Consider the following 24,649-nt stretch of genomic DNA (forward strand, 5'->3'; position numbering starts at 1 on the left):
ATAAAAAACCCATAGTCAGGCCAGGGATGTCCGGTTAGAATAGCGCCTTTGTGTATTGATAATTTTAAGGACGATTCATGGCTCAGGAACCACAAAACCAAGCGGACCAAAACGCAGCACCGATTTTCAGCATCGAAAAATTGTACGTGCATGATGCCTCTATTGAAGTGCCAAACGCCCCAGCGATTTTTACTGAGCGCACCACTCCACAAATCAACGTAGAGCTGGGCAATGCTGCACAACAGGTTGAAGACGGTATTTTTAACGTCTCTATCAAAGTGACCGTGACTGCGAAAATCGAAGATAAAACCGCGTTCCTGGTAGAAGTGAACCAGTCCGGTATTTTTGCCATCCGCAACGTGCCGCAAGAAAACATGGAGCCTATCCTGGCAGTGGCTTGCCCTAACATCCTGTTCCCATACGCACGCGAAGCCATCTCAGATATGGTCACCCGCGCAGGCTTCATGCCAGTGCTGTTGAACCCGATCAACTTCGAAGCCTTGTACCTGCAACAGCAGCAGCAAGCCGCGCAAGCTGCTGGCGCGCCTAACTAAATTTTTCACTTACTTTTGCTTCAATTAGGCAGTCACCGCAAACGGCGGTGACTGATCAGGATCCATCCAAATGAGTAAAGTTGCCGTTCTTGGCGCGGGTGCCTGGGGTACTGCACTCGCCATGCATATTGCCTTGCAACACGAGGTGGTGTTGTGGGCGCGTAATAGCGGGCACGTGTCCGGCATGCGCAAAGCGCGCGCTAACCCGCTTTACCTGGGCGACTTTGTTTTCCCTGAAAAACTCACAGTAGAAGATGATTTGGCGGCTGCGATTGATGGCACCGATTTGATTTTATCTGTGGTGCCTACGGCAGGTTTCCGGCCAATTTTGCAGCAACTTAAAGGCTTGGGCATTCAACAGCCCTTGATCTGGGCGAACAAAGGCCTGGAACCGCAAACCGCCAAATTGCCTTTTGAAGTCGCACAGGAAGAGTTGGGCGCTGAATACCCTTGGGGCGTGTTAAGCGGCCCCAGCTTTGCTGCCGAACTGGTGCGTGGCTTGCCGACGGCCATTACACTCGCCGCTAATCACCGCGAACTGGCGCAGCAATCCGCACAGCTGATTCATGGTGGCTGCCTGCGTGTCTACGATAGCATAGACGTGGTTGGTGCCTCGGTGGGCGGGGCGGTGAAAAACGTGATGGCGATTGCCGCCGGCATCTCAGATGGCATGGGCTTTGGTAACAATGCGCGCGCGGCCATGATCACGCGGGGCTTAGCCGAAATCACCCGGTTTGGCATGGCTTTAGGCGCCAAGGCCGAGACCTTTATGGGTCTGGCAGGGGCGGGGGACTTGATCCTGACCTGTACCGGCCAATACTCGCGCAACCGCGAAGTCGGCTTGCAACTGGCTTCGGGTAAATCGCTAGAAAGCATCCTGGCGGGCTTGGGCCATGTGGCCGAAGGCGTGAATACCGCACGGGAAGTCATGCGCCGTGCCGAAACCATAGACGTCGAAATGCCGATTACTTTTGAAGTCAATCAACTCCTCACTAACCAGAAAACGGCGCAAGAAGCCGTTAGTGCCTTGTTAGGCCGTGGTCAGCGCCAAGAGTCCGTCTAAGCTTTTTTGCTTTTTGTTTTTTCTACGGCTTGATTGATCAGGCAAGCACGGTGGCCTGGGCGGCATAGACCCGCACACTCTCCTGTTCATTCGCATCATTACGCGCAACCAGCGCAATGGCTTCGCTGTCTTGGCTCAAGTTGACCGGCTGATGCGGTACCCCTGCAGGGATGAAAATAAAATCACCTGCCTTGTTGAGGCAGGACTTGCTCAAATTTTCCCCATAAAACGTTTGTACTTCGCCCTTAAGCAGGTAAATCGCCGTTTCAAATCCCTGATGGTAATGTGGCTGCGCTTTGGCGGCAGGCGGAATCACCACGATATTCATCGAAATCCCGCTGGCCCCCGCCGTCATTTGAGAGATACCCACGTAATTGGGAAGGTGCTGAATGGTGTCTATGCTGTGCTCAGGGCGCACAGTGACAATTTCACCCGTTAAATTTAATTGAGGATCTTGCATCGCTGGCGCCCTGTCATGTGAAAGATGCATAAAGTCTAACAATAGCCCTGGCGTGAAAGCAAGCGGAAGAACCGCTCCATGAAAAAAGGCGCCCAACGGGCGCCCTAATCAGCATTTATCTGTGTGCGTTGGCGGGCTTATTCAATCGCTAATAACTCAACCTGGAAAACCAGGGTTGCATCTGGACCAATCACCGGGCCGCTTCCATTGGCGCCATACGCCAAGTTTGACGGAATCGTCAGTTCAAACTTGCTACCCACGTTCATCAACTGCAAGCCTTCCACCCAGCCAGCAATCACGCCAGTCACCGGGAACACAATCGGCTCACCACGCTGGTAAGAGCTATCAAACACGGTGCCGTCAATCAGGGTGCCGTGGTAATGCACTTTTACACGGTCAGCGGTGGTCGGCTTGGCGCCATCACCCGCTGTCAGCTGCTTGTACTGCAAGCCACTCGCGGTCGTCGTCACGCCTTCTTTTTTCGCGTTCTCAGCCAAATAAGCCTCGCCCGCAGCTTTGTTTTTAGCATGTGCAGCCATCTGTCTTGCCTGGCTCTCTTTTTGCACTTGCTCCACCGTGCTTCTTTTCTCATCGTCAGATAAACGTGAAGGATTGCCTGCCATCACATCGCTCACTGCCAGCGCAACCGCAGCGGCATCTAGTTCCAAGCCATCATTGTGCAATTGATGGGCCATGTTTTCACCCACAATATAGCTAAGGCGTTGAGTGAGTGAGTCAAGTTGTGTTGTCATGGTGTCTACTTTCGTGAAGTGATGAGGTTGCGGAGAGGTTCCGCGTAGTCTCTCATTATCGCTGAGAATGGCAGATAAAACAAAACCCGCCGAAGCGGGTTTTGTTTAGCTGAGTGCTTATTAGGGCAATTCGGCGAGATAAAGCGGGGAGTGTAAGGCGCTGATCCGAAGACAGTACAATAAGTACGGCAAGGATAAAGCAACGCAGCAATCGCCGCTTTAGCGACGCTGAATTTACATCATGCCGCACCATAGGTTTTGTATGGGCGGCTAAATGATGTAATCAAACAAAGGCTACATCATGCCGCCCATGCCACCCATCCCGCCCATATCCGGCGCAGCTGGTGCATCTTCTTTAGGCAGTTCAGCGACCATGCAGTCAGTCGTCAGCATCAGGCCAGCGACAGAAGCTGCGTTAGTCAATGCAGAACGGGTCACTTTGGTTGGGTCCAGCACGCCCATTTCAACCATGTCGCCATAGGTTTCGTTGGCAGCGTTGTAACCGTAGTTGCCTTTACCAGCAGCTACGTTACTTACAACTACAGATGGCTCAGCACCAGCGTTAGAAACGATCTGGCGAAGTGGCTCTTCAACCGCTCGCAGAACGATCTTGATACCAGCATCCTGGTCAGCGTTTTCGCCTTTGACTTTAGCAATCGCGTCACGAGCACGGATCAATGCAACACCGCCACCAGCCACGATACCTTCTTCAACCGCAGCGCGAGTCGCGTGCAACGCATCTTCTACGCGGGCTTTTTTCTCTTTCATTTCAACTTCAGTGGCAGCACCTACCTTGATCACAGCAACACCGCCAGCCAGTTTGGCTACGCGCTCTTGCAGTTTTTCACGGTCGTAGTCGCTAGAAGCTTCTTCGATTTGGGTTTTGATCTGGCCGATACGTGCTTTGATCGCTTCTTCGTTACCAGCGCCATCAATGATGATGGTGTTTTCTTTACCCACTTCGATACGTTTCGCTTGACCCAGGTCGTGCAGTTGCACGCCTTCCAGTTTCAGGCCAACTTCTTCAGAAATCACAGTACCACCGGTCAAGATCGCGATGTCTTCCAACATGGCTTTACGACGGTCACCAAAACCAGGTGCTTTCACAGCGGTGGTTTTCAGGATGCCGCGGATGTTGTTCACAACCAAAGTTGCTAATGCTTCGCCATCTACATCTTCTGCGATGATCAACAATGGACGGCCGGCTTTAGCCACTTGCTCCAGGGTTGGCAGCAGGTCACGGATGTTGGAGATTTTCTTGTCGTGCAACAACACGAATGGGTTATCCAGCAACGCAATTTGGCGCTCTGGGTTGTTGATGAAGTATGGAGACAGGTAACCGCGGTCAAATTGCATACCCTCAACCACGTCCAGCTCGTTGCTCAAGCCAGAACCGTCTTCAACAGTAATCACCCCTTCTTTACCCACTTTGTCCATCGCATCCGCAATGATCTGGCCAACAGAAGTGTCAGAGTTAGCAGAGATAGAACCTACTTGAGCGATTTCTTTGCTAGTCGTACAGGGTTTGGATTGCACTTTCAATTCAGCAATCGCAGCTTCAACCGCTTTGTCGATCCCGCGCTTCAGGTCCATTGGGTTCATGCCAGCAGCCACAGATTTCATGCCTTCACGGATGATGGCTTGCGCCAATACAGTCGCAGTGGTCGTACCGTCACCAGCGATATCGTTGGTTTTAGAAGCCACTTCTTTTACCATCTGTGCGCCCATGTTTTCGAATTTGTCTTTCAATTCGATTTCTTTGGCGACAGACACACCATCTTTAGTGATGGTTGGTGCGCCAAAAGAACGCTCCAATACCACGTTACGGCCTTTAGGGCCCAAAGTTACACGAACAGCGTTAGCCAATACGTTAACGCCATTTACCATTTTTTGGCGAACGTCATCACCAAATCTTACGTCTTTAGCTGCCATTTAAATTCTCCTAAATACTTCAATCAGTTTTACTAGAAATTGTTTAAAACCATGACGTGCTGAAACGGGATGAGTGCAAAACAGCAATCGCCCGTTGCAAGTCGTCAAATTACTCAACAATCGCCATAATGTCTTCTTCGCGCATCACCAACAGCTCTTCACCGTTGACTTTCACTGTTTGGCCGGAGTATTTGCCGAACAATACTTTGTCGCCGACTTTCACGTCCAAAGCGATAGCCTTGCCGTTTTCATCTTTTTTGCCATTGCCAACTGCCTGAACCACACCTTGGTCTGGTTTCTCAGTCGCACTGTCAGGGATCACAATGCCAGAAGCAGTAGTGCGCTCTTCAGCAGCGCGTTTAACAATTACACGGTCGTGCAACGGACGAATGTTCATTAGATTCTCCTTGGAGTTTTCCTAAAGTGTTATAGGGATAACGTTAAAACTAAAACAATAAAAGCGGTACGCATTTTAGCACTCGCGCACCTTGATTGCTAATTGGGGTGGGATTTTTTGATTTCAAGGGGGAACACATAAAAATTTTGTGGGTTTTGTTGTCTTCAGCTCTCGCTTGCAATTTAACTCTAGAGTTTTGCAACTTAACTCTAGAGAGTCATCTGAATAAAATCATATAGTTAGTGAGTTTTTTGATATTCAAAGTACGATTGAAAGAGTTTTTAGAGAGTTTGGACTCTAGATTAATAAATCGAATGTTCTTAAGTTAACAGGTTAATTTATTAAAGGTTAGAAATAATCAACCTGTACATCTGAAGCCTTTTTTCATCATCCATCACACCGATTTCAGCTTCACTTTTTGCAAGTATACTCAGCGCCTTTTTTTCAATCTCGTCTTTCCGGCTTTCGTCGAAACTTTTTTTCTCATTCGGGCTTAAAGTCCCAAACAGTATGTAGTGAATATTGATACCCAGTCCTGAAAGTGCGTCCAGATATTTCAGGGTGGGCAAATTAATACCTTTTTCGTACTGAAATTGTGTGGCCTTACCAATCCCAAGCTTGTCGGCAATACTATCCTGAGTAAAGCCATGCTTTTTACGTTCTTCCTTAAGGCGCATGCCTATTCCATCTTGAAGTGTCAGCATAAGAGTCAATATGGTTCCTGTACAGATGTTCAATAATTATTATACATTTGTATAATAATTTTCATATATATAAATAATTAATTATATTTATGATGTTTATATGTTTTTTATTATGGTGATATTATGACTTTTATTGGGTGTATTATTGAGTTGGGATTTAAAAAAACTAGAAATCTATGCTGTAGTCCACCTTCATATCCATCAAGGTTAGGTGCAGCCGAAACAAAAGACGAAGGCGTTTAAGACAAAACGCTATAAAAGAAAGGATAGTTTAATGACATAAAAAAACCGGAATCATCATTTAAGAATCATCCGGCTTCTTACCGCTAACGCGGGGTACCACTTCGTCAAAGTTAGTATCTCTCAGTGTGCGAATGAAGTCAAGGTTTTCTATTGCCTAAAAATTTGTATCAATAAACTGGGAGTTTTGATGAAAAGTCATCCTAAGGACGACGCTCGACCTGCAAGGTCGTTGCACAAGTCTGCACCTTACCGCACTGTTGGCGGTATCCAAGTTAACGGCTTTGCCGTTGAGTACGAGTCATACAACGAGCGTAATGCGATTCTCTTGCTCGCAATTTGCCATGACGTTATAAGTATCAGAAGTCAGCCAATCACCCTTCGCTATAACGATGAAAAAGATCATAGTCGACATCACATTCCAGACTTTGAAATCGTGACAAGCGGCGGAGATGTTTACTATCTAGAAGTTAAAGCGATTGAGAACCTTCTTCAGCCTGACAACCTTCAGAAGTACAGCCTCATTGCGAGGGCTTACATCAAGCAACAACTTGCCCTTAAATTTCTGACGAATATACAGATTGAGCAACAACCATTATTTGATGCTGCCAAGTTGCTATTTAGGTATCACAACTTTCCGGTTAGCACGCAGCTTATCCAGCAAGCGAGCTTAGTTCTGGCAAATGGTGCGATGGGTATTCGGGATTACATTCAAGTCACCAATGCTCAGTTGCGCGACGTGTATGCACTCATCGCACAAAAACATATTGCTTTCGATTTAAACAGACCTTTGGGCATGAACTCTTCCATAAGCTTACCCAATCAGCCATATGAAGGGGTTACCTTTGAAAAGATTATTTCCTCAACCCGGTATGGTGATTTTCTGGAAAGGTTGGCTGTGGGTCATGTCCAGGCAAATCAATCACTCATGGCAACTGCGAAGGCTTGGCGACAACTTGATAACCGTCCTCAGCTTTGGGGAGTGGTCGGAGGGTTTAGCGAGTTACCGCCTCTACGTGATGCCCGTCAGGGAGAGTTTTATCGCAGCCCTGGCCGCAGAAGATCTTCTGCGCCTGGTCAACGTAATCAGAACACTGATTGTGAGTGAGGGGCCAAAATGCGACAGTTCCAAATTGCAAAAGGCCTGGTTATCAGAAGCCATGGTCAACTTTACGAGTTCACAGATAGAGCGATAAGTGAACTCTACTTTCAGTCACCTGAAAATGGTCAACGAATTGTTATCAAGGAGGCTGACTTCTTGTCCTCTGTCGAGGATGGCACCGTGCATATTTTAGATAGCCGGTCATCCCAGAAAATACTTCTCACGGAGGACTTGCAACAAACTGCAGCACCACTGATTGTCGATGTGGAAAATAAGTATCTAAAGGATTTACAGCGGCGTTTATATTACATCCATAGCATACAAAAGGCTGAAATAAGTAGAGGGTGCCGCGAAAAAATCAAAAACGAAATTCCTAAACTCGCCGCAGAGCTAAAGGATGAGTCTCCACCATCGGCATCTGCTGTTCAGGCATGGCTACTCATATATGAAAGAGCAATTGATCCTAATATAAAGTTGATCACAAAAAATGCTTACAGAAAGCGCGTCAACCAGATCGATCTTGAAAGTGAGCTGTTTTTGCAAGATCAGATACAGCTGCATTACGCTCAAATGACTCGCCCAAGCGTTGCAGATGCGTTCAAACATTATTTGCGGAGCTTGGAGCTTGAAAACAAGGGCCGTTTGGCGGATGGCGCAGCCATCTTGCAGCAAGTGTCTTACAAAACCTATTACAACCGCACCAAGCAACTTCCCCAGAAAGAACTTCTTATTGCAAGACACGGCTACGAAGTAGCACGCAAGCAGTTAAAAGTCAGTCAGGGACATCTGCCTGCCGATTATCCATTAGATGTGGTCGAAATTGATCATACCTTGATGAACCTTTATGTGGTCGATGATATTTCTTATCTCCCATTAGGCCGACCCTGGATTACAGCAATCAAAGATCGCCATACAAATGTATTGCTCGGATTCTATATTTCTTTCCATGCTGGCGGCTTGCAAGCAATTTTTGGTGCGATTAAACACTCGCTTCGCTCACATCAATATGCTTTTGAAGAGTGGCCAGAACTTGAAAATAGTTGGACTGCATTTGGTCTAGGAACTATATACTGTAGTGATCGAGGTGCCGACTTTATGTCACAGCAATATTGGCGCGCATTGTTGGATTTGGGTGCCAGTTATGAACTCTGCGAACGTAGAACGCCATGGCTAAAGGGTTCGATCGAAAGGTTCTTTTTGACCTTAGAGCGGACCTTTTTTGAAACGTTACCGGGTAAAACCTTTAACAGTCTGGCTAAACGCCAGGATTATGATCCCAAGCAGCATGCGGTGATCCGTTTCTCAACGCTAGTCTTTTTAATGCATAAGTGGGCGGTTGATTATCATAATGTCACGCCTCACTCGCGCAAAATGGCTACCCCTTTGGAGCTTTGGAATGAAGGGATTGGGTTTGCGCCACCCCCTTTACCAGCCTCAACACAATCCCTGGATATTATTTTGGGCGAGCGCCATCAAGGGATGGTTCGAAATGAGGGCATTCAATACTTGGGGCTCCACTACGCTGATCCTGGACTTCAGGAGCTAGTAGATGAACTGGGTCGTGGCTTTACTGCTGATTTCGTCGTTAACCCCGATAATCTGGGCTATATCCAACTCAAACATCCTCGTACTGGCCAATATCAGCGCGTCAATTGCACGCGACCTGATTACTCTCATGGCTTGACACTATTCCAGCATAAGTATCTGAGGCATGAAGCCAAGATTTATTCAAAAAGTAATCACTCCATTGAGCAACTGCTTGATGTTCGCGCTGTGATGGAGGACAAAATCAAAGAGGATATTGCGCTTAAGGATTCTGCGCATAAGAAGCAACTAGGTCGAATTGCAGCAATTAACTCGAATGCCGTTTTGGAGAAACAAACACGATCCACAACTGCGGTGTTCGCGAATGTACAGCGAAGCAAAGCGTTGGTTGTTGACGGAGATGCTACTGAAATTCCAACACCATTTACAAACATCCCACATTATCAATGGGAGTAAAGTTTATGGCCGGATTATTTGATAAACAACCATCCCTGAGATTTAACCAACGTATCACCAAATTCGACCGCCAACATGCACTGAATGGCACTCCCGCCCAGAAGTATGCATTTATGGAGAATGTTGCCATTAATGTAGATAGTTTTCAGAATGCACGTGATTTTATTGATGCGCTTTTGATGCGAACCACAAGGGCTAAACGTCCAGGAGGTCTTTGGATTGTCGGTGAAGGAGGTGTAGGGAAAAGCTTTATATTAGCGGACCTGATAAACCGCTACCCCCAAATGGATACTGATGTTGCAAGAATTACTCCTGTACTGGGTATCAGTTTCGAAGAGCGACCTTCAGTTTCATCAATTTTAATTGAATTATTGATTCAGCTTGGCCAGGACCCGCAGCTTATTCATTACCGGCGTAATGCAGACTTACAACGCATGTTAATTGATGCTTTACCAAGTTGCGGCACGATGGCTATTTTTTTTGATGAAGCCCAACATCTCTGGTTAACTGCAAGGTCAAGGAAAAGTCTTGATCGCAAGGGCGGTGCGTTGGGTGACTTCATCAAGCAGCTATACGATAAAACGCATGTTGCTTTTATCTTCTGCGGCACTCCCGGATTGACTGAGATATTCAAAGAAGACTCTCAGGCTAACACTCGATGGTCCGGTACCTTGCAGCTTAAGTCTTTTAATTACGATAGCGTCTTCATAGGCTTATTGAAGGTACTTGATCAAGCCGCTCCATTAAGGGAAGAATGTGGACTTGCTAAAAACTATGCCGAAAAACTCTATCAATCGACACGAGGTAATTTTCGATTACTAAAACGGCTGCTTGCAGAGGCGGTGTATATCGCGGCAATGCAGGATGCCGACAAGTTAAGTGCAGAGCATCTGGCAGAGGCGCATTTTGGGATTTTTTGTGATCAGGAGAATCCTTTTAAATGAGTGCTCCTGTGCGTTTGATTCATCGTGTTGAGCCTTTGTTAGGGGAGAGTGCCACTGGCTTCTTGATGCGAGTTTCGCATTTAAATGGGTTGCAGTCTCCCTTGGAGTTGCTTAAGTATGTGACTGGTAGCGAGTCAGCGACAGTGCAGTATCAGCATATCTCTGAGCTGGCTTATTTCTGCAGGAATACAGTTGATGAAATGCTACAGCTTTCAGGTTATGAAAAATGGGTCAATTCAGAACCGCATTGGTCACTGCAATCAGAATGGCTAACAAAGTCAGTCTTTGTGCAAAATCGGCTCACGAAAGTTTGCCCTGTTTGTCTCGCAGAATCCCCTTATTTACGTGCGCTATGGGCGTTGAGTTTCTACAATCATTGCGCCTGGCATGACTGTCAATTGATTGAGCGATGTCCTGGTTGCAAACGACTGTTGAAATGGGATCGACGTCGGCCGGAATATTGTAGTTGCCGCCAATATTTAGGCAGTGTAGGCGTTGGGAGTTTGCAAGGTAATGGCTTGTTACTATCAAAAGCGATTGCCTTTAGGCTGACTGGTGATGATTTTCTCGTAAGATCTACCATGAACCAAAAGCTCTTTGAGCAGTTGGTAGGGTTGAGTATCGATGGGATCTGTAAATCGATCTGGTTCCTAGGGCATTGCCTTCCGGAGTTGGGGCAGCATAGCACAGGCCACGGGAGAAAAAAGCCATCCTCAGGGGTGTTTGAATTGATGGTGGATAATGCCTTTTTTAACTTGTGCAATTGGCCGGGTGCCATTGGCCAACAATTAGAGCGGCTGATCTCTCAGCAATTACAGCCAGAGTTTTCTGCGGTGGCCTTTCACTATCTTCTTAGACCCCTGGATCACTATCTAAAAACTAGCCTGGATAATGCAGAGCTTGCGTTTATTGGTCACGTTTATGAGCAACATTTACAGAAAATCTGGCGCAGGTTTGGCAAAAAGAACACTGGTTCTCGCTATGAAAAACAATTGATTCTGGATTTTTGAATATGCACATTAGACCAGATAGGCGTGTTTTACTTGCGCAGCAACGATTACAGAGAATTCATCCTGAAGTAGATTTTTCTGCGATACAACATCGATTACTTGGGATGCCACCAGTCATGGAGGGCGAGGTGTTTAGCTCGTGGATAGCGAGAGGGTTACACACAGGCATCATCAAGAGAAAGCAGATTCGTGAATTGCTTGATTTTTCTTCTGCTTTTTATCTCGCAGATACTCAAGCAAATCGATTTAATCTGCCTGATCTGACAATGAGGTTTAATCTGGGAGCGAGTCACCTATTGCCAAGCATGTTTATTTTTAACGAAGCTGTGTTGAGCCTTTTTCAATTATTGAGCATAACAACCAATGTCATTGAGAAGTCTCCCATTTATCGTTTTTGTCCGCAATGTTTGAGTGAGGATGAAATACCTTATATGCGTAAGTTCTGGCGATATGCATTCTCATATGTCTGTCAAAAACATGGCTGCTTGCTTATGGAGAGGTGTCCAAGCTGTCAATTGACAATTGATCCAGAAGCTTATGATTCGCGCTCGGCTAGGAATACTAAGCTTTCGATATTTCTTCAATGTGCTCATTGCTACTCAATGTTGTATCCATCCAAATCTGTTCAGATCAGTGATCGCTTATTGGATATTTTATTTTCTGCTCAGAACATCTTGATAGATAGAATGGGCAAGCATCAGCCAATTAGCGATTATCTGATGCAAGTGAGCTATCCAACTAAGAAAGAAACTCATCAGCTTTATATCGGCATCCGTGGTCAAAAACTATTTGATGATTCTTCAGGAAAGATTCAATCATTATTTAAGCGCCAAGGTCTTTTTAATACGACGCATTGGTACCCGTCAAAAACAATCGTTGTTGTAAATGCAACTTCAAAGTTAAAAGCGGCTGAACGCTGGATATTATCTAGTATGCGCTAGATGTAATCGTTCAAGTTGAATTATTGAGGAGATAACTGTGGGTATTGAAAGCTATACATTTAACGTGATTTGGTCTGAGGAGGATGCCGAGTACGTGGGCCTTTGCTCAGCATTTCCATCTTTAAGCTATTTGGCCAAGACTCAAGAGGATGCGCTAGCCGGTATTCAATCGGTCGTGGCAGAAGTGGTTCTAGATTTGATGGCGGATCACACATGATGCAACGCTCTAGCAGCATTCGTTATGAACTCGAGGCTGGAAAATGGCCAACGAATTATATCTGTGTGGCCGTCGTTCGTTCAGAAGGAAACCTTGGCAGAGGACATGTCCAGTTTTTTCTGGATTTGAAATTCGACTTTCCAGAACTGTCAGCTGTTGAAGGTGTGACCTGAATGCAAGGCTACCATTGAAAAAGCACGTGAGTTCACCTGATTGGTTAACACCATCAGAATGCTCATTATTGTGAGCGCTCAAGCTTATTGGAATGCTCTATTCTTAAATAAATCCTGTTGGCTTGTATAGCTTTGAATTGTTTTGATGCCTTCTTCAAATAGAATATTTGCATTTGGTAGACGCATAATTTCTGTATGTGCCCACTCTAAATCTTCCCTTGTAAGAACTAAAATTCCTGAGCTTTTAGCTGCCTCAACATCTACCTTCACTTGTTCCAAAGTCATTGCTGTGATAATGGCCGGTAAAGTTCGGATATGCTTCATATTGGAATTATCAAGCACCTGTCTTAATCCGGCTACACGTGCCGCTAACTTGGACAATTTACTCTCGGCTCTTAACAAGCCTAAAGTGCATTCAACTACAACAAAATCTCCATTTGGTGTAGCTAAAACGGTATCGAAAGAATCACGGGTTTTATTATTCAATCCAAAATTAGCTGGAGCGAAACCCAGAGCCCATAGTACCCAGCTGATTGCCGCTTCAAAGTCATCAGCTGCGCGTCCTTTAGGAGGAAGTTCAGGAAATAGATAGCTACGCAGTAAAGAACTATTAGGATCTACAATCGATAGAATTGCAGAGCGGGGATTTTGCAAGCAATGAGAGTCTACAAACCACTTAACCTCATGAGCAAGACCATCATAGGAAGCAATACATTGAACAACGGCCCCTAGAGGCACCTTGATTTCGACTGAACCTTCGTTTGCTAACTCTTTTTTTGTCCAAGATAACTCATTACCTTGTTTGGCATCTCTAAGTACTACTCTACCTTTATCGACTACTCGATAACCGATTTGTACTTTTTCAACATCCAATTCTTGAGACAGCCATATTCCGATTTTTGCAACCTCACCCTGTACTTCAGACGTTCCAAGCACTTCAATCGCTGTTAGTGCCACTACTTCTAGTAAGGAGATATCTAAGTCGTTTCCAGACAATAAACCATATTCAGATTTAAGTTCGTTCAAGTTATCAAAAGGAACTGTAGCTGCTTTTAATTTCCAATCTGTATCGGGTTGCTGCACGTAAGAGTTTATGTGAGCTCCTCTGATGCTCAGAACAGCTAATCTGTTTCCCGCTTTAATTCCATCATGATGAAGCAAGATTGGAGAGGACGCAGATATACCAGTATCCTCAGAAACAGGCATTATTAAAACTCCATGATCAGGTATAGTCAGGCCCTCTGGAGAAGTTAGTGACTCAATAATTGATTCGATAGTTTGTCCGCTTTCCCCGATATTCCATTCACCACATTCTAAATTACCGGCTTTGAACTTCTTGGGAGGGGCTTTTCTATCATTGACTGCTAAGTAAATTCTCGCTGTTATGATTATTAATTTATCCCCGTCTTTCGCAGCAAGATATGTCAACCTGGCAGTGCTGTATCCTTTTCGCCAACTATTTAATGACTCAAAAAATTTTGATACTTGCTCGCTTGAATAAGAATCCATTTTCCCAACCTTATGATATTTGATGTGCTTAAACCTGCTACGTAAGTATTGATGAATCTATGACCAACTAAAAGCACTCAAATTTGAGAAAGAACTCATGTGGGAATTTCAAATAGCTATGAGAAGAAGCCTTTTAACCACTTTTTGAAACTATCGAAAAAACCAGAGGATAACGGAACTTCAGCAGTCGGTTGAGTATTGGTCGATGGATTTAGACGATCCCGATTGATTCTATCAATCTCAATTTTTTTATCAGCTGCATCTCTTCGTCTAACCCCTCTAATTTCCTCTTCACTAAATTCTCTGGACCAGCGGATCGCATTATTGGTAATCCAATAATGTGATTTGCATGGAAAATTCCAATTACCAATAGATGGATATAAGCTGACCAGGCCACCTTTTACCCTTAAACTCCAACTTGCAGGTGATAAGGGCGTAACAACCTTATTGCCGCATCCGCAAGCGCAAAGATGAGCTGCTATAGAGTATTTTTCACTGATATAAAGTTTTCCCTCTTGTAGTTCTTTGGGGATAAAATCCACAAATTCTGGAGTGATGGTTTCGATTTTCATGAGAAAAATCAACCCTTCTTAGTTCTGGCCAGTGACATAAAATTGACAGTAAATAGCGCATTTGAAAAATTGAAATCATCTCTGTAGAAGTTAGAGAATTGCTTCCACTTCATCACTGCTAATTGCGCATTCAAAGCGTTCATATCTGCAATCTGAATATTGAGTTTGTAAACTTCATCTTCAGCAACGACTTCGTTGAGTGGAGCATTTTGTTCAAAAAAATCTTCAGCACCTGGCTCATATAAAGTTACCCGGCACACGCCTGCCAATTGCTCTACTCTTTTATCGATATAAAGATTCATACCCACATCAATAAAGGGTATTCCTTGAGCCTTCAGATGTTCATAAATAAGCTTTCGAGTAGTTCCATTATCGACGCTTAGGAAAACGAAACTGAAATTTGTTAACTCTTGGAGGTTACTGGCATCAAGAAAATATGGATGTTCGAATATCCCGGTATGCATAGCTTGATACTTTGTTTTGAAGTATTGCGTTTTAATCTGTCTTACCGAAATCTCCTCGAATGTGGCCGCCCCTGGAGCTCTAAAAGCATTGTGTTGTTCGAACACATCCCCATCAAAAAGATGGATTTCTTTCACTGGCGTTTTAGCCAACTGATCTAGAATGTAAGAACCAGTTCCGCCAACGCCTACGATTGCAATTCTTTGATGTTCTAATCGCGCAGTAATTGCCTTAATTTCGGCTCTAACCGACGCCGTATCTGAGTAAGCAAAGGGTCCTGATGAGTCGGTGATTAACTCAGCCTCGTTTCCCATATCTTTAGCATCTACAGTGCTATCTATAGCCTTTGCTTGGGCTTGAATCAAATTTAAATAGTGCGTGAGCTTACAGTAGTAATTTGGATAACTATCTACTCCGAGCGGTTTATTGGAAAACCGATGTTTTATGGTACAACCGGGGTAGATCTCTCGCACACCATCTTCATTTCTGAAGGCTTCAATTGGATTACCGTTTGATAAGCAAGGGTATTCCTCAGTCCACCATACTTGATGGTTTTCTGGTGGCTGTATATTGCCAGCACTTGAGATGTAAGGGCAAATCAGCGTTCCTCTAGAAACAGTCCGTGCGGAAGTAACGAAAGGAACATTGAGTATCTTAATATGATCTTGTTCTAAGACTACCTTGTATCCATCTGCAATTAATAGGTTTAACCCAAGATCAGGACCTATAGGTTGTGATAACTTCAAATTGCATTCCATTCTGAACTGCTACTGACTGACCGAGCGCCAATGAACCTGTTGCACCATTTTCTAATGCATAAGTTACGGAAAATAAAGTGTCTGGTTGACTGCCTGGAAAGGCAATCTGCACGATCTGCGCATATGTAACATTTGTATCAGTCCAAAACTCTTGTGAGCCATTGACTACTATAGATATTTTACTCATTCTTACTGCTCCATTTTTTTGAAATTAATTAATAATATCTGATATTCTCCTTGAAGAAAATGAATGATATTTAAATATAAAAAGTGCAATTAAACTTTTAGGGAGAGTTGATAAATGGCATCACCTAAAATGTATCAAACCATTGTTCTAAGTGGCGGCGGTGCTAAGGGGCCATATGGGCTTGGCGTGTTGTTAGCGTTAGAAAAGTATCACACAAAATTCCAAAAAAATGTCGAGAAAATATACTGTGGATCATCAGTAGGCGCGTTGAATGCAACAATTGCAGCCCAAGGTGACTTAGCTGTGCTTGATAGCTTATATAGTACTATCAGAACTAAAGATATTTTAGGAACTGATTCACCAGATGTCAGTATTCCTAAACTTGTTTGGGCACACTTAAAGAATGATCCTTTTCATTATTTCAAGAATGATGCTCTGAGAAAAACAATTGAAAAATATGTTGAATTTGAAAAACTTTCAAATGCTCATTTGTTAATAACAGCTACCAACTACATCACTGGCGAATTGGAAACTTTTTATATTTCTAGCTTGATGGATGATTTTGTTGAACAAGATAAAAATCTTGCTCCAGAGAGAAGACGATTAGCACATTATCATCGAATTAGTAATCAAGAGGAGCTGGTGAATGTTCTCTTGGCAACAACTGCTATACCGTTTTATTTCCCTCCTGTAACAATAGGCGACTCGAAATATGTAGATGGAGGGATTGGGAACAATACCCCATTCAAACAAGCTGCGTATTTCCAAAGATTTCTGGGGTTGGATGATTCAGTTATATTTGAACCGGTAATTGCCGTCATAAACGACCCATCGCGTTTCAAAATCGAAAATAGTCAACATTGCGATATGTCTGGCGTCATCAGACGAACTTTAGATATATTCAATAACGAGTTGATGAGCGAGTCACATTCATCTTGGGAGAGAATCAATTTTGATCTCGGAATCGAAGAAGACCGTGATCGTTTAATTGACAGTCAAATATCTAGCTTTGAGAGTATTAATAAAGAAACCCGTGGTGAGCTTGCAGAAAAAATCAGCAATGCAACAAGTACACTTAAGAAAAAACTACCTCAAAAAAGATTTCCATTATTGGTAATTAGGCCTAACGAAATCATTCATGAAAATATTCTAGATTTCAACCCTGATAAATCCAAAAAAATAAAACGCAATGGCGTTGCTTCTTGTTTGTTACTATTTTATCTACAAAACTGGATAACTAGAGAGAATCAAAAAGACTGGGATAATGAAATTAGTTAGCAATGTAAAATCCAATTGAAGCTTTGACTGAGAGGAGATATGACAATGATTAAATTCTTAGCGTGCCTGTCGCTGTTGGCTTTCGGGACAGCTCAAGCAACTGTAATTGATACTACAACTGGTGGCTATGTGTCGGTATCACCTTTCGGTGAGCCAACGACCGCCACTTTTGGACAAACGATTACTACTGATTCATCAGGTGGCTATCTAGACAACTTTTCGTTTTACATGACTGGCTTGAGTGAAAATTTCAAGGCATATGTATATGCATGGGATGGATTCAAGGCTGTTGGAAATGCCCTATACGATAGTGCAACCACCAACATTGGAAATCCTGGCAGTACGTTTCAAGAAGTAACCTTCAACCCAAATGTTTTATTGGCAGGCTCAACACAATACGTACTTTTCTTCTCAACCGCCGGATTTCATGACGGCGTTACTAATGTGAATAGTTGGGGTTATGTGGACAATGAGAACGCTTATATTGGAGGCAGTTTTGTCTATGACAGAAATGGAAATGATTTTCTTCAACTGACTACCAATAGATGGGACAGTCATGGAACTGACGGTTGGGGTGATTTGGCATTCAAATTGCAGATTTCTGCAGTTCCAGAACCATCGGCTATATCCGCTTTTTTCTTAGGCATGGGTGTTGTGTTAACCGCATTCAGAAGAAAACACAAGCGATGATGAAACAGAAACCCGGCCTAAAGCGTTTCTGTTTCTAGGTTAATGGGAGTTTTTTGACCTGGTTAATTGTGATCATAATTTTTCGAAGAATATTAAAAGCCGCAAACATTTTTCTGATCGCTGGTTTGCTAACTATCTGATCATTACGTTGACTGTCCATCAAGGCATTGAGAATGACAGTGCTGATTAAGAATACTTAATATCTATTAAATATAAACATGACACATTCTTCTAGGGAGGGCATTATGATTTGTCTAGCAGAGCGGGTGAAGTCCAATAAGTGCTCTATGTTTTAGAGCTTGTAAATGACAAAATCAGTTTCGCTGACCTTTTTCCAACAAAAAAACTGTTCTGAAAAATAAAAGTACCCATCAATCATCAATGGAATGTCCACGTGAAAAACACAGAAAGTAATGAAGAGCACCTTGAAGCGCATTTAGAAAGCCTCAAGTCATTAGGCTATCGCTTCACACGTCCTTTAGTAATCAGATCCAGTTATCTCATTGCACCAACCAGTGAAAAGATGTTGCGTGCTGTTATTTTGGATACCGAGACGACTGGAACCGACTATGTTCAAGACAAGGTGATTGAACTGGGTATGGTAGCTTTTGACTATTGCCCGCAGACCGGCATGATTGGGGATGTGCACGGTACTTACAATGAGTTAGAAGATCCAGGATTTCCCATTCCTCCAGAATCCACAAAGGTACATCATATTACTGACGACATGGTCGCTGGTAAATCTATCAACGATGAGGAGGTGGAAGCTTTCATTGCCCCGGCTTCAATCATCATCGCTCACAACTCCAGATTTGATCGGCGTTTTGTTGAGTCTCGCTGGCCAATCTTCAAATCAAAGCCATGGGCTTGCACATTTGCCCAGATTGACTGGGATTCAGAAGGACTAGGTAGCAGTAAACTAGAGTTTCTTGCCTATCGCTCAGGATTTCATTACGAAGGCCACAGAGCCTCAATTGACTGTCATGCCTTGTTAGAGGTGCTGCACTGCGCCCCAACGGAGTCAGGTATTTCACCCATGAAACAAATGTTGGATAACGCCAGGCAAAAGGAATATAAAGTTTCTGCACTGAATGCGCCTTTTGACTCTAAAGATTTACTCAAACTTAGAGGGTATCGCTGGAACCCAGATCGCAAGGTTTGGCATACATTCATTCAGGAGCCTTCGTTCGAAGCTGAGGTCGAGTGGTTGAAGGCAGCGGTCTACAATAACAGGAGCTCTAAAATAGAGAGAGAAAAAGTCGATGCATTTAATCGGTTTTCTGAGCGCGCCGGCGTCGTAGAGATCATAGATATCTAGGTCTTACTTTTTACTCTGTAATCACACATTTTGCTCCACGAGCCTATACGGTATCTGATCTCAAACACGGGAGAGTTTTCTGCAGACGTATAAGTTAATTCCCTTTTGTTTAATAGAGCCCAGTCGATACCGCCCTCTAGGTTGTCTACGTATCTTGGCTTTTCCCAATCACTCCATTCACTACAATTCTCATATGGAAATTTAAAAGTGAATATTTGAGATGGTGAAAAATAGGTCTGATTTTCAGTGAGGAATTTTAGTATTAAAACCCTACGTTTTCCGTCCAGAGATCCTTTCCCGTTGTATATGTTGTAAGCCCCATCTTTTTTTACCCAATTCATCTTCAGTGTTTCACTTGTAGTGTAACTATCTCCAACAAACTCTGTTTGGGGTTTACCAGGGAGTATCTCAGACTCATTCCATCTGAGTTGCCACTGAATATGTAAATCAGGATCTCTAGCGTGAGCGATGGAAAATGTAGTTGAGCATAGGGAGCTAAGAAGGAACGTCTGAATCAATGTTATGAGCTTAAGCAGATAAAAGCGATTCATTATTTGAAACCTTATTGTTATTTGTTTTGTAAGGGCTGGTGAGCGAGCGTAGCCAACGAATGACCGCGGCTAATTCAGCTTCATCAGTTAAGAATTTCAAACTATTAATTGTGGATTTCGTTTCATCAATTCCATTTTTTGCTCTCACAGATATGTACCCATCAAATCTGTTAGCCGATACTTCACAAGAATAATGGGTATTCATAAAGTTGACCCGCCAGCTTCCTTGATTAGAGGGGTAATCTTCAAAAGACAGTATTTTATATCCTGCTTTTTCCAATGTTTCATAGAGAATTCTTTGGTTCAAATTGCACCCCCCCTTGTATTTATTTTGGTTGAATTTCCTCCGGATATGATCTTAGCTCTTTTTTGATAATATTTGTTAAGTTTTGGTTGGGCCTTGCATATGTAAGTCTCCCTAGAAGAAGTGGCTCACTATATTTCAGCAATCAGTTGTAGTTGCTCCAGATACTCTTTATTGCTTTTGGATAGCCAGTTAATGACGCGCGCATTGTTGAGAATTGTCTTGATATGAGTTTTGATAATGGTCAGTTGAAGATTGTCTGGGCCGTAGCTTTCTTCTAGCAGCTTTGTGTCTGCCTGGACTAAGGCCAGTTCTTTTTCCAATTGTTGCAGGCTTTGAAGAGCGCTACTGTTTTTTGCAACTTTCGGGTTCTTGCTTTCTACAAGCTGGTCGGATGGCGTTGCATGAAGCATTGCCGTTGCGAACTTTAATGAGTAGTTATTCAGATTAATCATAATGTTCGCTACATCTATCTGTCGAAAAGCTTTCATACACTTGAGTACTGGAAATACTCTTTTGGGTACGGGTTTATCGGCCAGAAGGGTTGCAACCTCGTCACAAATCCCATCCAGCAATCTAAACCGTTGTCGAATAGCGTCAACTGAAATGCCAAGTGCCGCAGCCAATGTTTTCGCATCAACGCCATTTTCTTGAGCCTGGACGATCATCCGATGCTCCTGAATAGAGGATAGTCGATTAACACTCTTATTATATGTATAGCCCTCATCATCTTTGGAAATCAGGCAGGTCGCTTCCTGAAGATTCAGGTCTTTCATTGCTTCAGCGCGCAGATGCCCATCTAACAGCAGAAATTTATCTTGATGTTCCGGGTGCTGAATAACAACCAATGGCTCTACCAAGCCAATCGCCTTGATTGATATCTTGATTTGCTGATATTTGGTGCCGTTCTTGATGGTTGGCGGTAATTGTAGAGAGTAAATCAGCCTGTCGACAGGAATCTTCACCGTGTGATTTTCAAAGCCCAGATGCACCTGCTTTTTGGATACTTGGATCACAGATAACCTCCATTCCGAGCAAAATCAATTAACGGTTTGGGTACATTGTTCAGATTCTCTGATATCAACAAATCACAAAATTCTTTATCACTGTAGAGTTCTTTGAATATTTGTTGAGCCAGCAAAATTGTATTTTTTGCATGCTCAGATTTCTTTTGAATGAGCCTGTGTCTTTCAGTGTCTTCTTGGTAGAGTTGGGCTAGCTCTTCCGTGCTAAGTTTTTTAGTTGGCTTATTAAGTCCAAAGCCTCCAATTGGCTTTCTTTTGCCACTTCGAATACGTTGTTCCAGAATCCGTCTGGCTGCACTGATTTTCTTGCCTTTAAGCTCACCTCTTTCATAAGACTCTAGCAGCAGTAACTGGGCATCTGAATCACTTACTCTAGAAATCTCGACGGCTAAATTTAAAGGGATATGACCAGCTTCGGCAGCAGCTAATAACCTACGCTCCCCTTTTTCAAGCAGGTGAGTAACGTTGTTGACCCATGAGGCTGTATAGCCAATCTTCTTGGCAATTTCAGTATCAGTGTACCCACGATTTTTAAGGCTAGTTATCTGATCCATCATTTCACTTGCTCTTGGCGTACGTCGTGCGATGTTTTCAACGATGCTCATGACGTAGCCAGTCTCGCTGTCTACATCAATGATGATGGCTGGGACCATGGTTTGTCCTAACATCTGAAAAGACTCTAATCTTCCCTGACCACATACCAATGCATAACGGCCATCAGCAGGATCCCCCAGCCGCCTCACCGTGATTGGTCGTTTAAGGCCAACCGTATCGATGTTTTCCGTGATCGATTTATGTATTCTGGCATTCCGGACTCTTGGGTTCGCAATTTTTATAGAGTCAATTGGAATCATTTGTATAGCGGTTTTAGTCATTAAGCGACCTCCTGAAGCGCTTCACGACTGGTTAACTGATAAAACAATTCCAGTGTATCGACGCGGTAAACATCCAATATAAAAGTATTGAATTCATTGAAGGGCAGAGTTTCTGGAGAGAAATCCGTAAGGGGCAAAATGTAATAATCAAATATGGTTGTATTGCATGGAGCCATGCGCACCACAATTGTCATGTCAGGTTTAAGGCTGCTATCTAGCCTGATGATCCATCGATTCCTGCCATTCTGGCCAAGCTTGCATCTCGCTATGACGAGCGAGATCGTGAGTTCACCATTGACCGTAAACAGGCCGCTATCAGGATTTGAGGTAACCCAGCCGCCACGCTTTTCGATGTTAGATGTTATTTCTGAAATAAGATCAGGGTACCGTTTACGTAATGTTCGATTGATTTCAAGGTAAGCGTAATCGCGCCGAGGATGAAATCCGATCAGGCTGTACGCTCGTAACAGAGTGCCAAATCGATTCCGGTATGTCATGCTGGATGGAGCATCATCCTCTTCATCAATGATGATGGCGGAAAGCGCGCCATGACGCGCCAAGATTCCTTTCAGGATATCAAGCATATGGTTGTCATCCAGGTGTTTGGATCTTTTCTCAATGACAGCCTGAACTTGCCTGAAGGTTTCTATCGGAACGATTGCTTCAAAAGCACCATCTTTGCGCACCCATTTGGATGGGTCATTTTTCTCAAGTCTCATTTTCAGTTTGAATGAAATGCGATTGAAAACGTTATTGCCTATGTACTTTTCATTGGTCAGTATCTGGTGGACTACTGCTCGGGTCCATGGTCGACCCGTTTCTGAAATAATTTTCTGATTATTGAGGAGGTTGGCGATATCACGCTCAGGCATGCCATCCTTCAGAAATAAGCGATAGATGAAATTGACGGTTTCAATTTCTTCAGGTGGCCCGGGGACAAGGAGTATGCGATCTGTTTGGATGCTTTTATGCTCACCCCGTTTAAGCATCCCTTTAACGTTGTGATTTTCATCAATCAGTTGCCGACGTAGACCATATCCCGGGGAGCCACCTTGGCGGTAGCCCTTTTTAATTAGTGTGGTTTGGCCGGCGAATACCTTGACTGACAGTTCCCGCGAGTATTCCGCTGCCATACTGCGTTTGATGTTTTTGATGATGGTAGACTGAAGAGAGCCATCGTTACTAAACTGCTCAGCACAATAGATGACTTGAATGCCATTTCGTTTGCATGTCTGCTCATACATGGCAGCTTCATCAGGGTCTGGAAAACGTCCCCATCGGCTGACGTCATAAACAAGAATGGCTCGGTATTCAATATCGGACTTTTGAACATCTTCCAGAAGCTGTTGCAGCTCCTGTCTTCCGTCAATTCGTAGACCGCTTTTGCCTGCATCAGCATAAGTGCGCACAATACGCATGCCATGACGTTTGGCATATTCTGCAATGGCTAATTGTTGATTTTCAGTGGAGTAGCGCTGATGCTCAGTCGACATGCGTACATACTGCGCAACTGGTATGTCAGCATCGGCACTTTTTTCTATACTGCTTATGTTGTTTTGGTAAGACACCATTACTCCACACACCAGCAAAAGAGCCTCTTATGCTTCCATCGTTTAATGATATTTAGATGACGGTTTGATGAAGATTGGTTATGACTCAATAAAAGATGAAAAGTGGTAAGTTTGTCCTACAAAACCTAAATATGCTAAAGTGATTTTGCGATGTATAGATTTCTAATTACTTCTAAGGAGAGATAGCATGGCTGGGTGGTACGAATTGAATAAGCATAAAAATGAACAGTTTGGTTTTGTGTTAAAGGCGGGTAATGGGGAGGTGATTCTTACCAGCGAGCAGTACACCACAAAAACATCTGCTCAAAGTGGAATTGCATCAGTACAGGTTAATAGTCCAATTGATGCGAGATATGAAAAGAAAACGGCTTCAAATAATAGCCCCTACTTTAATTTGAAAGCTTTGAATGGCCAAGTGATTGGCACTAGTCAAATGTACTCTAGCACCACAGCCCGTGATAATGGAATCGAGTCTGTTAAAACCAACGGACCTACAACAACAATCAAGGACAATACCTAGCAATACTATAAAAAAAGCCTGTAATACAGGCTTTTTTAATTTATAGCGCTTGTTTTAGATATCTCATGAAGGATAGAGGATACGCTAATGACAAAAGCTGAATTACAAAGCATCTACCGCGACTACATTGCTTGCCTCAATAAGCAAGACTGGCCGATGCTGGCGTGCTTCGTTGACAATGATGTAAGGCATAACGGTAACCAGATAGGGCTTGCGGGCTATCGTAGTATGCTGGAAGCAAACTTCGCCGACATCCCTGATTTGCACTTCAACATTGAGTTATTGGTTGCCGAACCACCTCATATAGCAAGCAGGTTGCACTTCAACTGCACGCCACGTGGGAAGTTTCTTAACCTCAACATTAACGGAGCAAACGTATCGTTTACCGAAAACGTCTTCTATAAATTTCATGACCAGAAGATCGTACAGGTGTGGTCGGTCATCGACAAGACTGCAATCGAAGCTCAGCTCATGGCCGATTCCGATCGAAGTGACGCCTAACCCATTATTCCAGCAGACTACCTTTGGCTGCCGCTGAG

Annotated in this window: 26 protein-coding genes; 13 read left to right on the forward strand and 13 right to left on the reverse strand. The window is 43.8% G+C overall.

The window, feature by feature from the left end; all coding sequences use genetic code 11:
• Positions 1-77 precede the first annotated feature (77 nt).
• Positions 78-554 carry a protein-export chaperone SecB gene (secB, locus tag ACIDF8_RS02180; RefSeq protein ID WP_412008985.1) on the forward strand — a complete coding sequence of 159 codons (477 nt, stop codon included), beginning with the start codon at positions 78-80 and terminating at the stop codon, positions 552-554.
• A gap of 70 nt (positions 555-624) precedes the next feature.
• Positions 625-1,617, forward strand: coding sequence for an NAD(P)H-dependent glycerol-3-phosphate dehydrogenase (locus ACIDF8_RS02185; RefSeq protein ID WP_412008986.1), 993 nt, complete (start codon positions 625-627; stop codon positions 1,615-1,617).
• Positions 1,618-1,654: 37 nt separating this feature from the next.
• Here the strand turns inward: ACIDF8_RS02185 and ACIDF8_RS02190 are convergent, their stop codons facing one another.
• The 5 genes from ACIDF8_RS02190 to ACIDF8_RS02210 all read right to left on the reverse strand — a co-directional run bounded on the left by ACIDF8_RS02190 (position 1,655) and on the right by ACIDF8_RS02210 (position 5,862).
• The gene (locus ACIDF8_RS02190; protein WP_412008987.1) at positions 1,655-2,077 is read right to left on the reverse strand and encodes a cupin domain-containing protein; all 423 of its coding nucleotides are present in this window, start codon (positions 2,075-2,077) and stop codon (positions 1,655-1,657) included.
• 137 nt (positions 2,078-2,214) lie between these two features.
• Positions 2,215-2,829 (reverse strand): FKBP-type peptidyl-prolyl cis-trans isomerase, encoded by a 615-nt coding sequence (locus ACIDF8_RS02195; protein WP_412008988.1) that lies wholly within the window; start codon positions 2,827-2,829, stop codon positions 2,215-2,217.
• A 294-nt stretch (positions 2,830-3,123) separates the two neighbouring features.
• Entirely contained in the window at positions 3,124-4,761 is a 1,638-nt protein-coding gene (gene groL / locus ACIDF8_RS02200; protein ID WP_412008989.1) for a chaperonin GroEL, read from the reverse strand.
• Positions 4,762-4,870: 109 nt separating this feature from the next.
• Positions 4,871-5,158 carry a co-chaperone GroES gene (locus tag ACIDF8_RS02205; RefSeq protein WP_018986062.1) on the reverse strand — a complete coding sequence of 96 codons (288 nt, stop codon included), beginning with the start codon at positions 5,156-5,158 and terminating at the stop codon, positions 4,871-4,873.
• 341 nt (positions 5,159-5,499) lie between these two features.
• Positions 5,500-5,862, reverse strand: a complete 363-nt coding sequence (locus ACIDF8_RS02210) for a helix-turn-helix domain-containing protein (protein ID WP_412008990.1) — start codon at positions 5,860-5,862, stop codon at positions 5,500-5,502.
• Positions 5,863-6,292: 430 nt separating this feature from the next.
• Between ACIDF8_RS02210 and ACIDF8_RS02215 the strand changes: the two genes are divergently transcribed.
• The 6 genes from ACIDF8_RS02215 to ACIDF8_RS02240 all read left to right on the forward strand — a co-directional run bounded on the left by ACIDF8_RS02215 (position 6,293) and on the right by ACIDF8_RS02240 (position 12,490).
• The gene (locus ACIDF8_RS02215) at positions 6,293-7,210 is read left to right on the forward strand and encodes a Tn7 transposase TnsA N-terminal domain-containing protein (RefSeq protein WP_412008991.1); all 918 of its coding nucleotides are present in this window, start codon (positions 6,293-6,295) and stop codon (positions 7,208-7,210) included.
• A 9-nt stretch (positions 7,211-7,219) separates the two neighbouring features.
• Entirely contained in the window at positions 7,220-9,205 is a 1,986-nt protein-coding gene (locus tag ACIDF8_RS02220; RefSeq protein WP_412008992.1) for a hypothetical protein, read from the forward strand.
• Positions 9,206-9,210: 5 nt separating this feature from the next.
• Positions 9,211-10,149, forward strand: a complete 939-nt coding sequence (locus ACIDF8_RS02225; RefSeq protein WP_412008993.1) for a TniB family NTP-binding protein — start codon at positions 9,211-9,213, stop codon at positions 10,147-10,149.
• Positions 10,146-11,159 (forward strand): TniQ family protein, encoded by a 1,014-nt coding sequence (locus tag ACIDF8_RS02230; protein WP_412008994.1) that lies wholly within the window; start codon positions 10,146-10,148, stop codon positions 11,157-11,159. The genes ACIDF8_RS02225 and ACIDF8_RS02230 overlap by 4 nt, the downstream gene beginning before the upstream one ends.
• 2 nt (positions 11,160-11,161) lie before the next feature.
• Entirely contained in the window at positions 11,162-12,100 is a 939-nt protein-coding gene (locus ACIDF8_RS02235; protein WP_412008995.1) for a TniQ family protein, read from the forward strand.
• A 213-nt stretch (positions 12,101-12,313) separates the two neighbouring features.
• A complete protein-coding gene (locus tag ACIDF8_RS02240; RefSeq protein ID WP_412008996.1) occupies positions 12,314-12,490 on the forward strand; it encodes a hypothetical protein in 177 nt (58 codons plus the stop codon).
• Positions 12,491-12,574: 84 nt separating this feature from the next.
• Here the strand turns inward: ACIDF8_RS02240 and ACIDF8_RS02245 are convergent, their stop codons facing one another.
• From ACIDF8_RS02245 to ACIDF8_RS02260, 4 genes are all read right to left on the reverse strand, one after another.
• Positions 12,575-13,999 (reverse strand): hypothetical protein, encoded by a 1,425-nt coding sequence (locus ACIDF8_RS02245; protein ID WP_412008997.1) that lies wholly within the window; start codon positions 13,997-13,999, stop codon positions 12,575-12,577.
• A gap of 116 nt (positions 14,000-14,115) precedes the next feature.
• Positions 14,116-14,571 carry a DUF6527 family protein gene (locus ACIDF8_RS02250; RefSeq protein WP_412008998.1) on the reverse strand — a complete coding sequence of 152 codons (456 nt, stop codon included), beginning with the start codon at positions 14,569-14,571 and terminating at the stop codon, positions 14,116-14,118.
• Positions 14,572-14,579: 8 nt separating this feature from the next.
• Positions 14,580-15,779 carry a ThiF family adenylyltransferase gene (locus ACIDF8_RS02255; protein ID WP_412008999.1) on the reverse strand — a complete coding sequence of 400 codons (1,200 nt, stop codon included), beginning with the start codon at positions 15,777-15,779 and terminating at the stop codon, positions 14,580-14,582.
• Entirely contained in the window at positions 15,751-15,978 is a 228-nt protein-coding gene (locus tag ACIDF8_RS02260) for a multiubiquitin domain-containing protein (protein ID WP_412009000.1), read from the reverse strand. The genes ACIDF8_RS02255 and ACIDF8_RS02260 overlap by 29 nt, the downstream gene beginning before the upstream one ends.
• Positions 15,979-16,092: 114 nt before the next feature.
• Between ACIDF8_RS02260 and ACIDF8_RS02265 the strand changes: the two genes are divergently transcribed.
• From ACIDF8_RS02265 to ACIDF8_RS02275, 3 genes are all read left to right on the forward strand, one after another.
• Positions 16,093-17,256 carry a patatin-like phospholipase family protein gene (locus ACIDF8_RS02265; RefSeq protein WP_412009001.1) on the forward strand — a complete coding sequence of 388 codons (1,164 nt, stop codon included), beginning with the start codon at positions 16,093-16,095 and terminating at the stop codon, positions 17,254-17,256.
• A 45-nt stretch (positions 17,257-17,301) separates the two neighbouring features.
• Positions 17,302-17,946 carry a PEP-CTERM sorting domain-containing protein gene (locus ACIDF8_RS02270; protein WP_412009002.1) on the forward strand — a complete coding sequence of 215 codons (645 nt, stop codon included), beginning with the start codon at positions 17,302-17,304 and terminating at the stop codon, positions 17,944-17,946.
• 394 nt (positions 17,947-18,340) lie between these two features.
• Complete coding sequence (locus ACIDF8_RS02275) at positions 18,341-19,264, forward strand: 3'-5' exonuclease (protein WP_412009003.1); 924 nt, start codon at positions 18,341-18,343, stop codon at positions 19,262-19,264.
• Between the two features lie 528 nt (positions 19,265-19,792).
• On the opposite strand, the gene ACIDF8_RS02280 is transcribed toward ACIDF8_RS02275, so the two are convergent.
• The 4 genes from ACIDF8_RS02280 to ACIDF8_RS02295 all read right to left on the reverse strand — a co-directional run bounded on the left by ACIDF8_RS02280 (position 19,793) and on the right by ACIDF8_RS02295 (position 23,587).
• Positions 19,793-20,122, reverse strand: a complete 330-nt coding sequence (locus ACIDF8_RS02280) for a hypothetical protein (RefSeq protein ID WP_412009004.1) — start codon at positions 20,120-20,122, stop codon at positions 19,793-19,795.
• Positions 20,123-20,250: 128 nt separating this feature from the next.
• The gene (locus tag ACIDF8_RS02285; RefSeq protein ID WP_412009005.1) at positions 20,251-21,135 is read right to left on the reverse strand and encodes a plasmid partitioning protein RepB C-terminal domain-containing protein; all 885 of its coding nucleotides are present in this window, start codon (positions 21,133-21,135) and stop codon (positions 20,251-20,253) included.
• Positions 21,132-22,019 (reverse strand): plasmid partitioning protein RepB C-terminal domain-containing protein, encoded by an 888-nt coding sequence (locus ACIDF8_RS02290; protein WP_412009006.1) that lies wholly within the window; start codon positions 22,017-22,019, stop codon positions 21,132-21,134. Before ACIDF8_RS02290 ends, ACIDF8_RS02285 begins: the two co-directional genes overlap by 4 nt.
• A complete protein-coding gene (locus ACIDF8_RS02295) occupies positions 22,019-23,587 on the reverse strand; it encodes a recombinase family protein (RefSeq protein WP_412009007.1) in 1,569 nt (522 codons plus the stop codon). The genes ACIDF8_RS02290 and ACIDF8_RS02295 overlap by 1 nt, the downstream gene beginning before the upstream one ends.
• 190 nt (positions 23,588-23,777) lie before the next feature.
• Between ACIDF8_RS02295 and ACIDF8_RS02300 the strand changes: the two genes are divergently transcribed.
• Together ACIDF8_RS02300 and ACIDF8_RS02305 are read left to right on the forward strand one after the other, a co-directional pair.
• Positions 23,778-24,110, forward strand: a complete 333-nt coding sequence (locus ACIDF8_RS02300) for a YegP family protein (protein ID WP_412009008.1) — start codon at positions 23,778-23,780, stop codon at positions 24,108-24,110.
• Between the two features lie 87 nt (positions 24,111-24,197).
• Positions 24,198-24,611 (forward strand): ester cyclase, encoded by a 414-nt coding sequence (locus tag ACIDF8_RS02305; protein ID WP_412009009.1) that lies wholly within the window; start codon positions 24,198-24,200, stop codon positions 24,609-24,611.
• The last annotated feature ends 38 nt before the right edge of the window (positions 24,612-24,649 follow it).

The organism is Methylophilus sp. 3sh_L, assembly GCF_046766015.1.
GTDB lineage: Bacteria > Pseudomonadota > Gammaproteobacteria > Burkholderiales > Methylophilaceae > Methylophilus.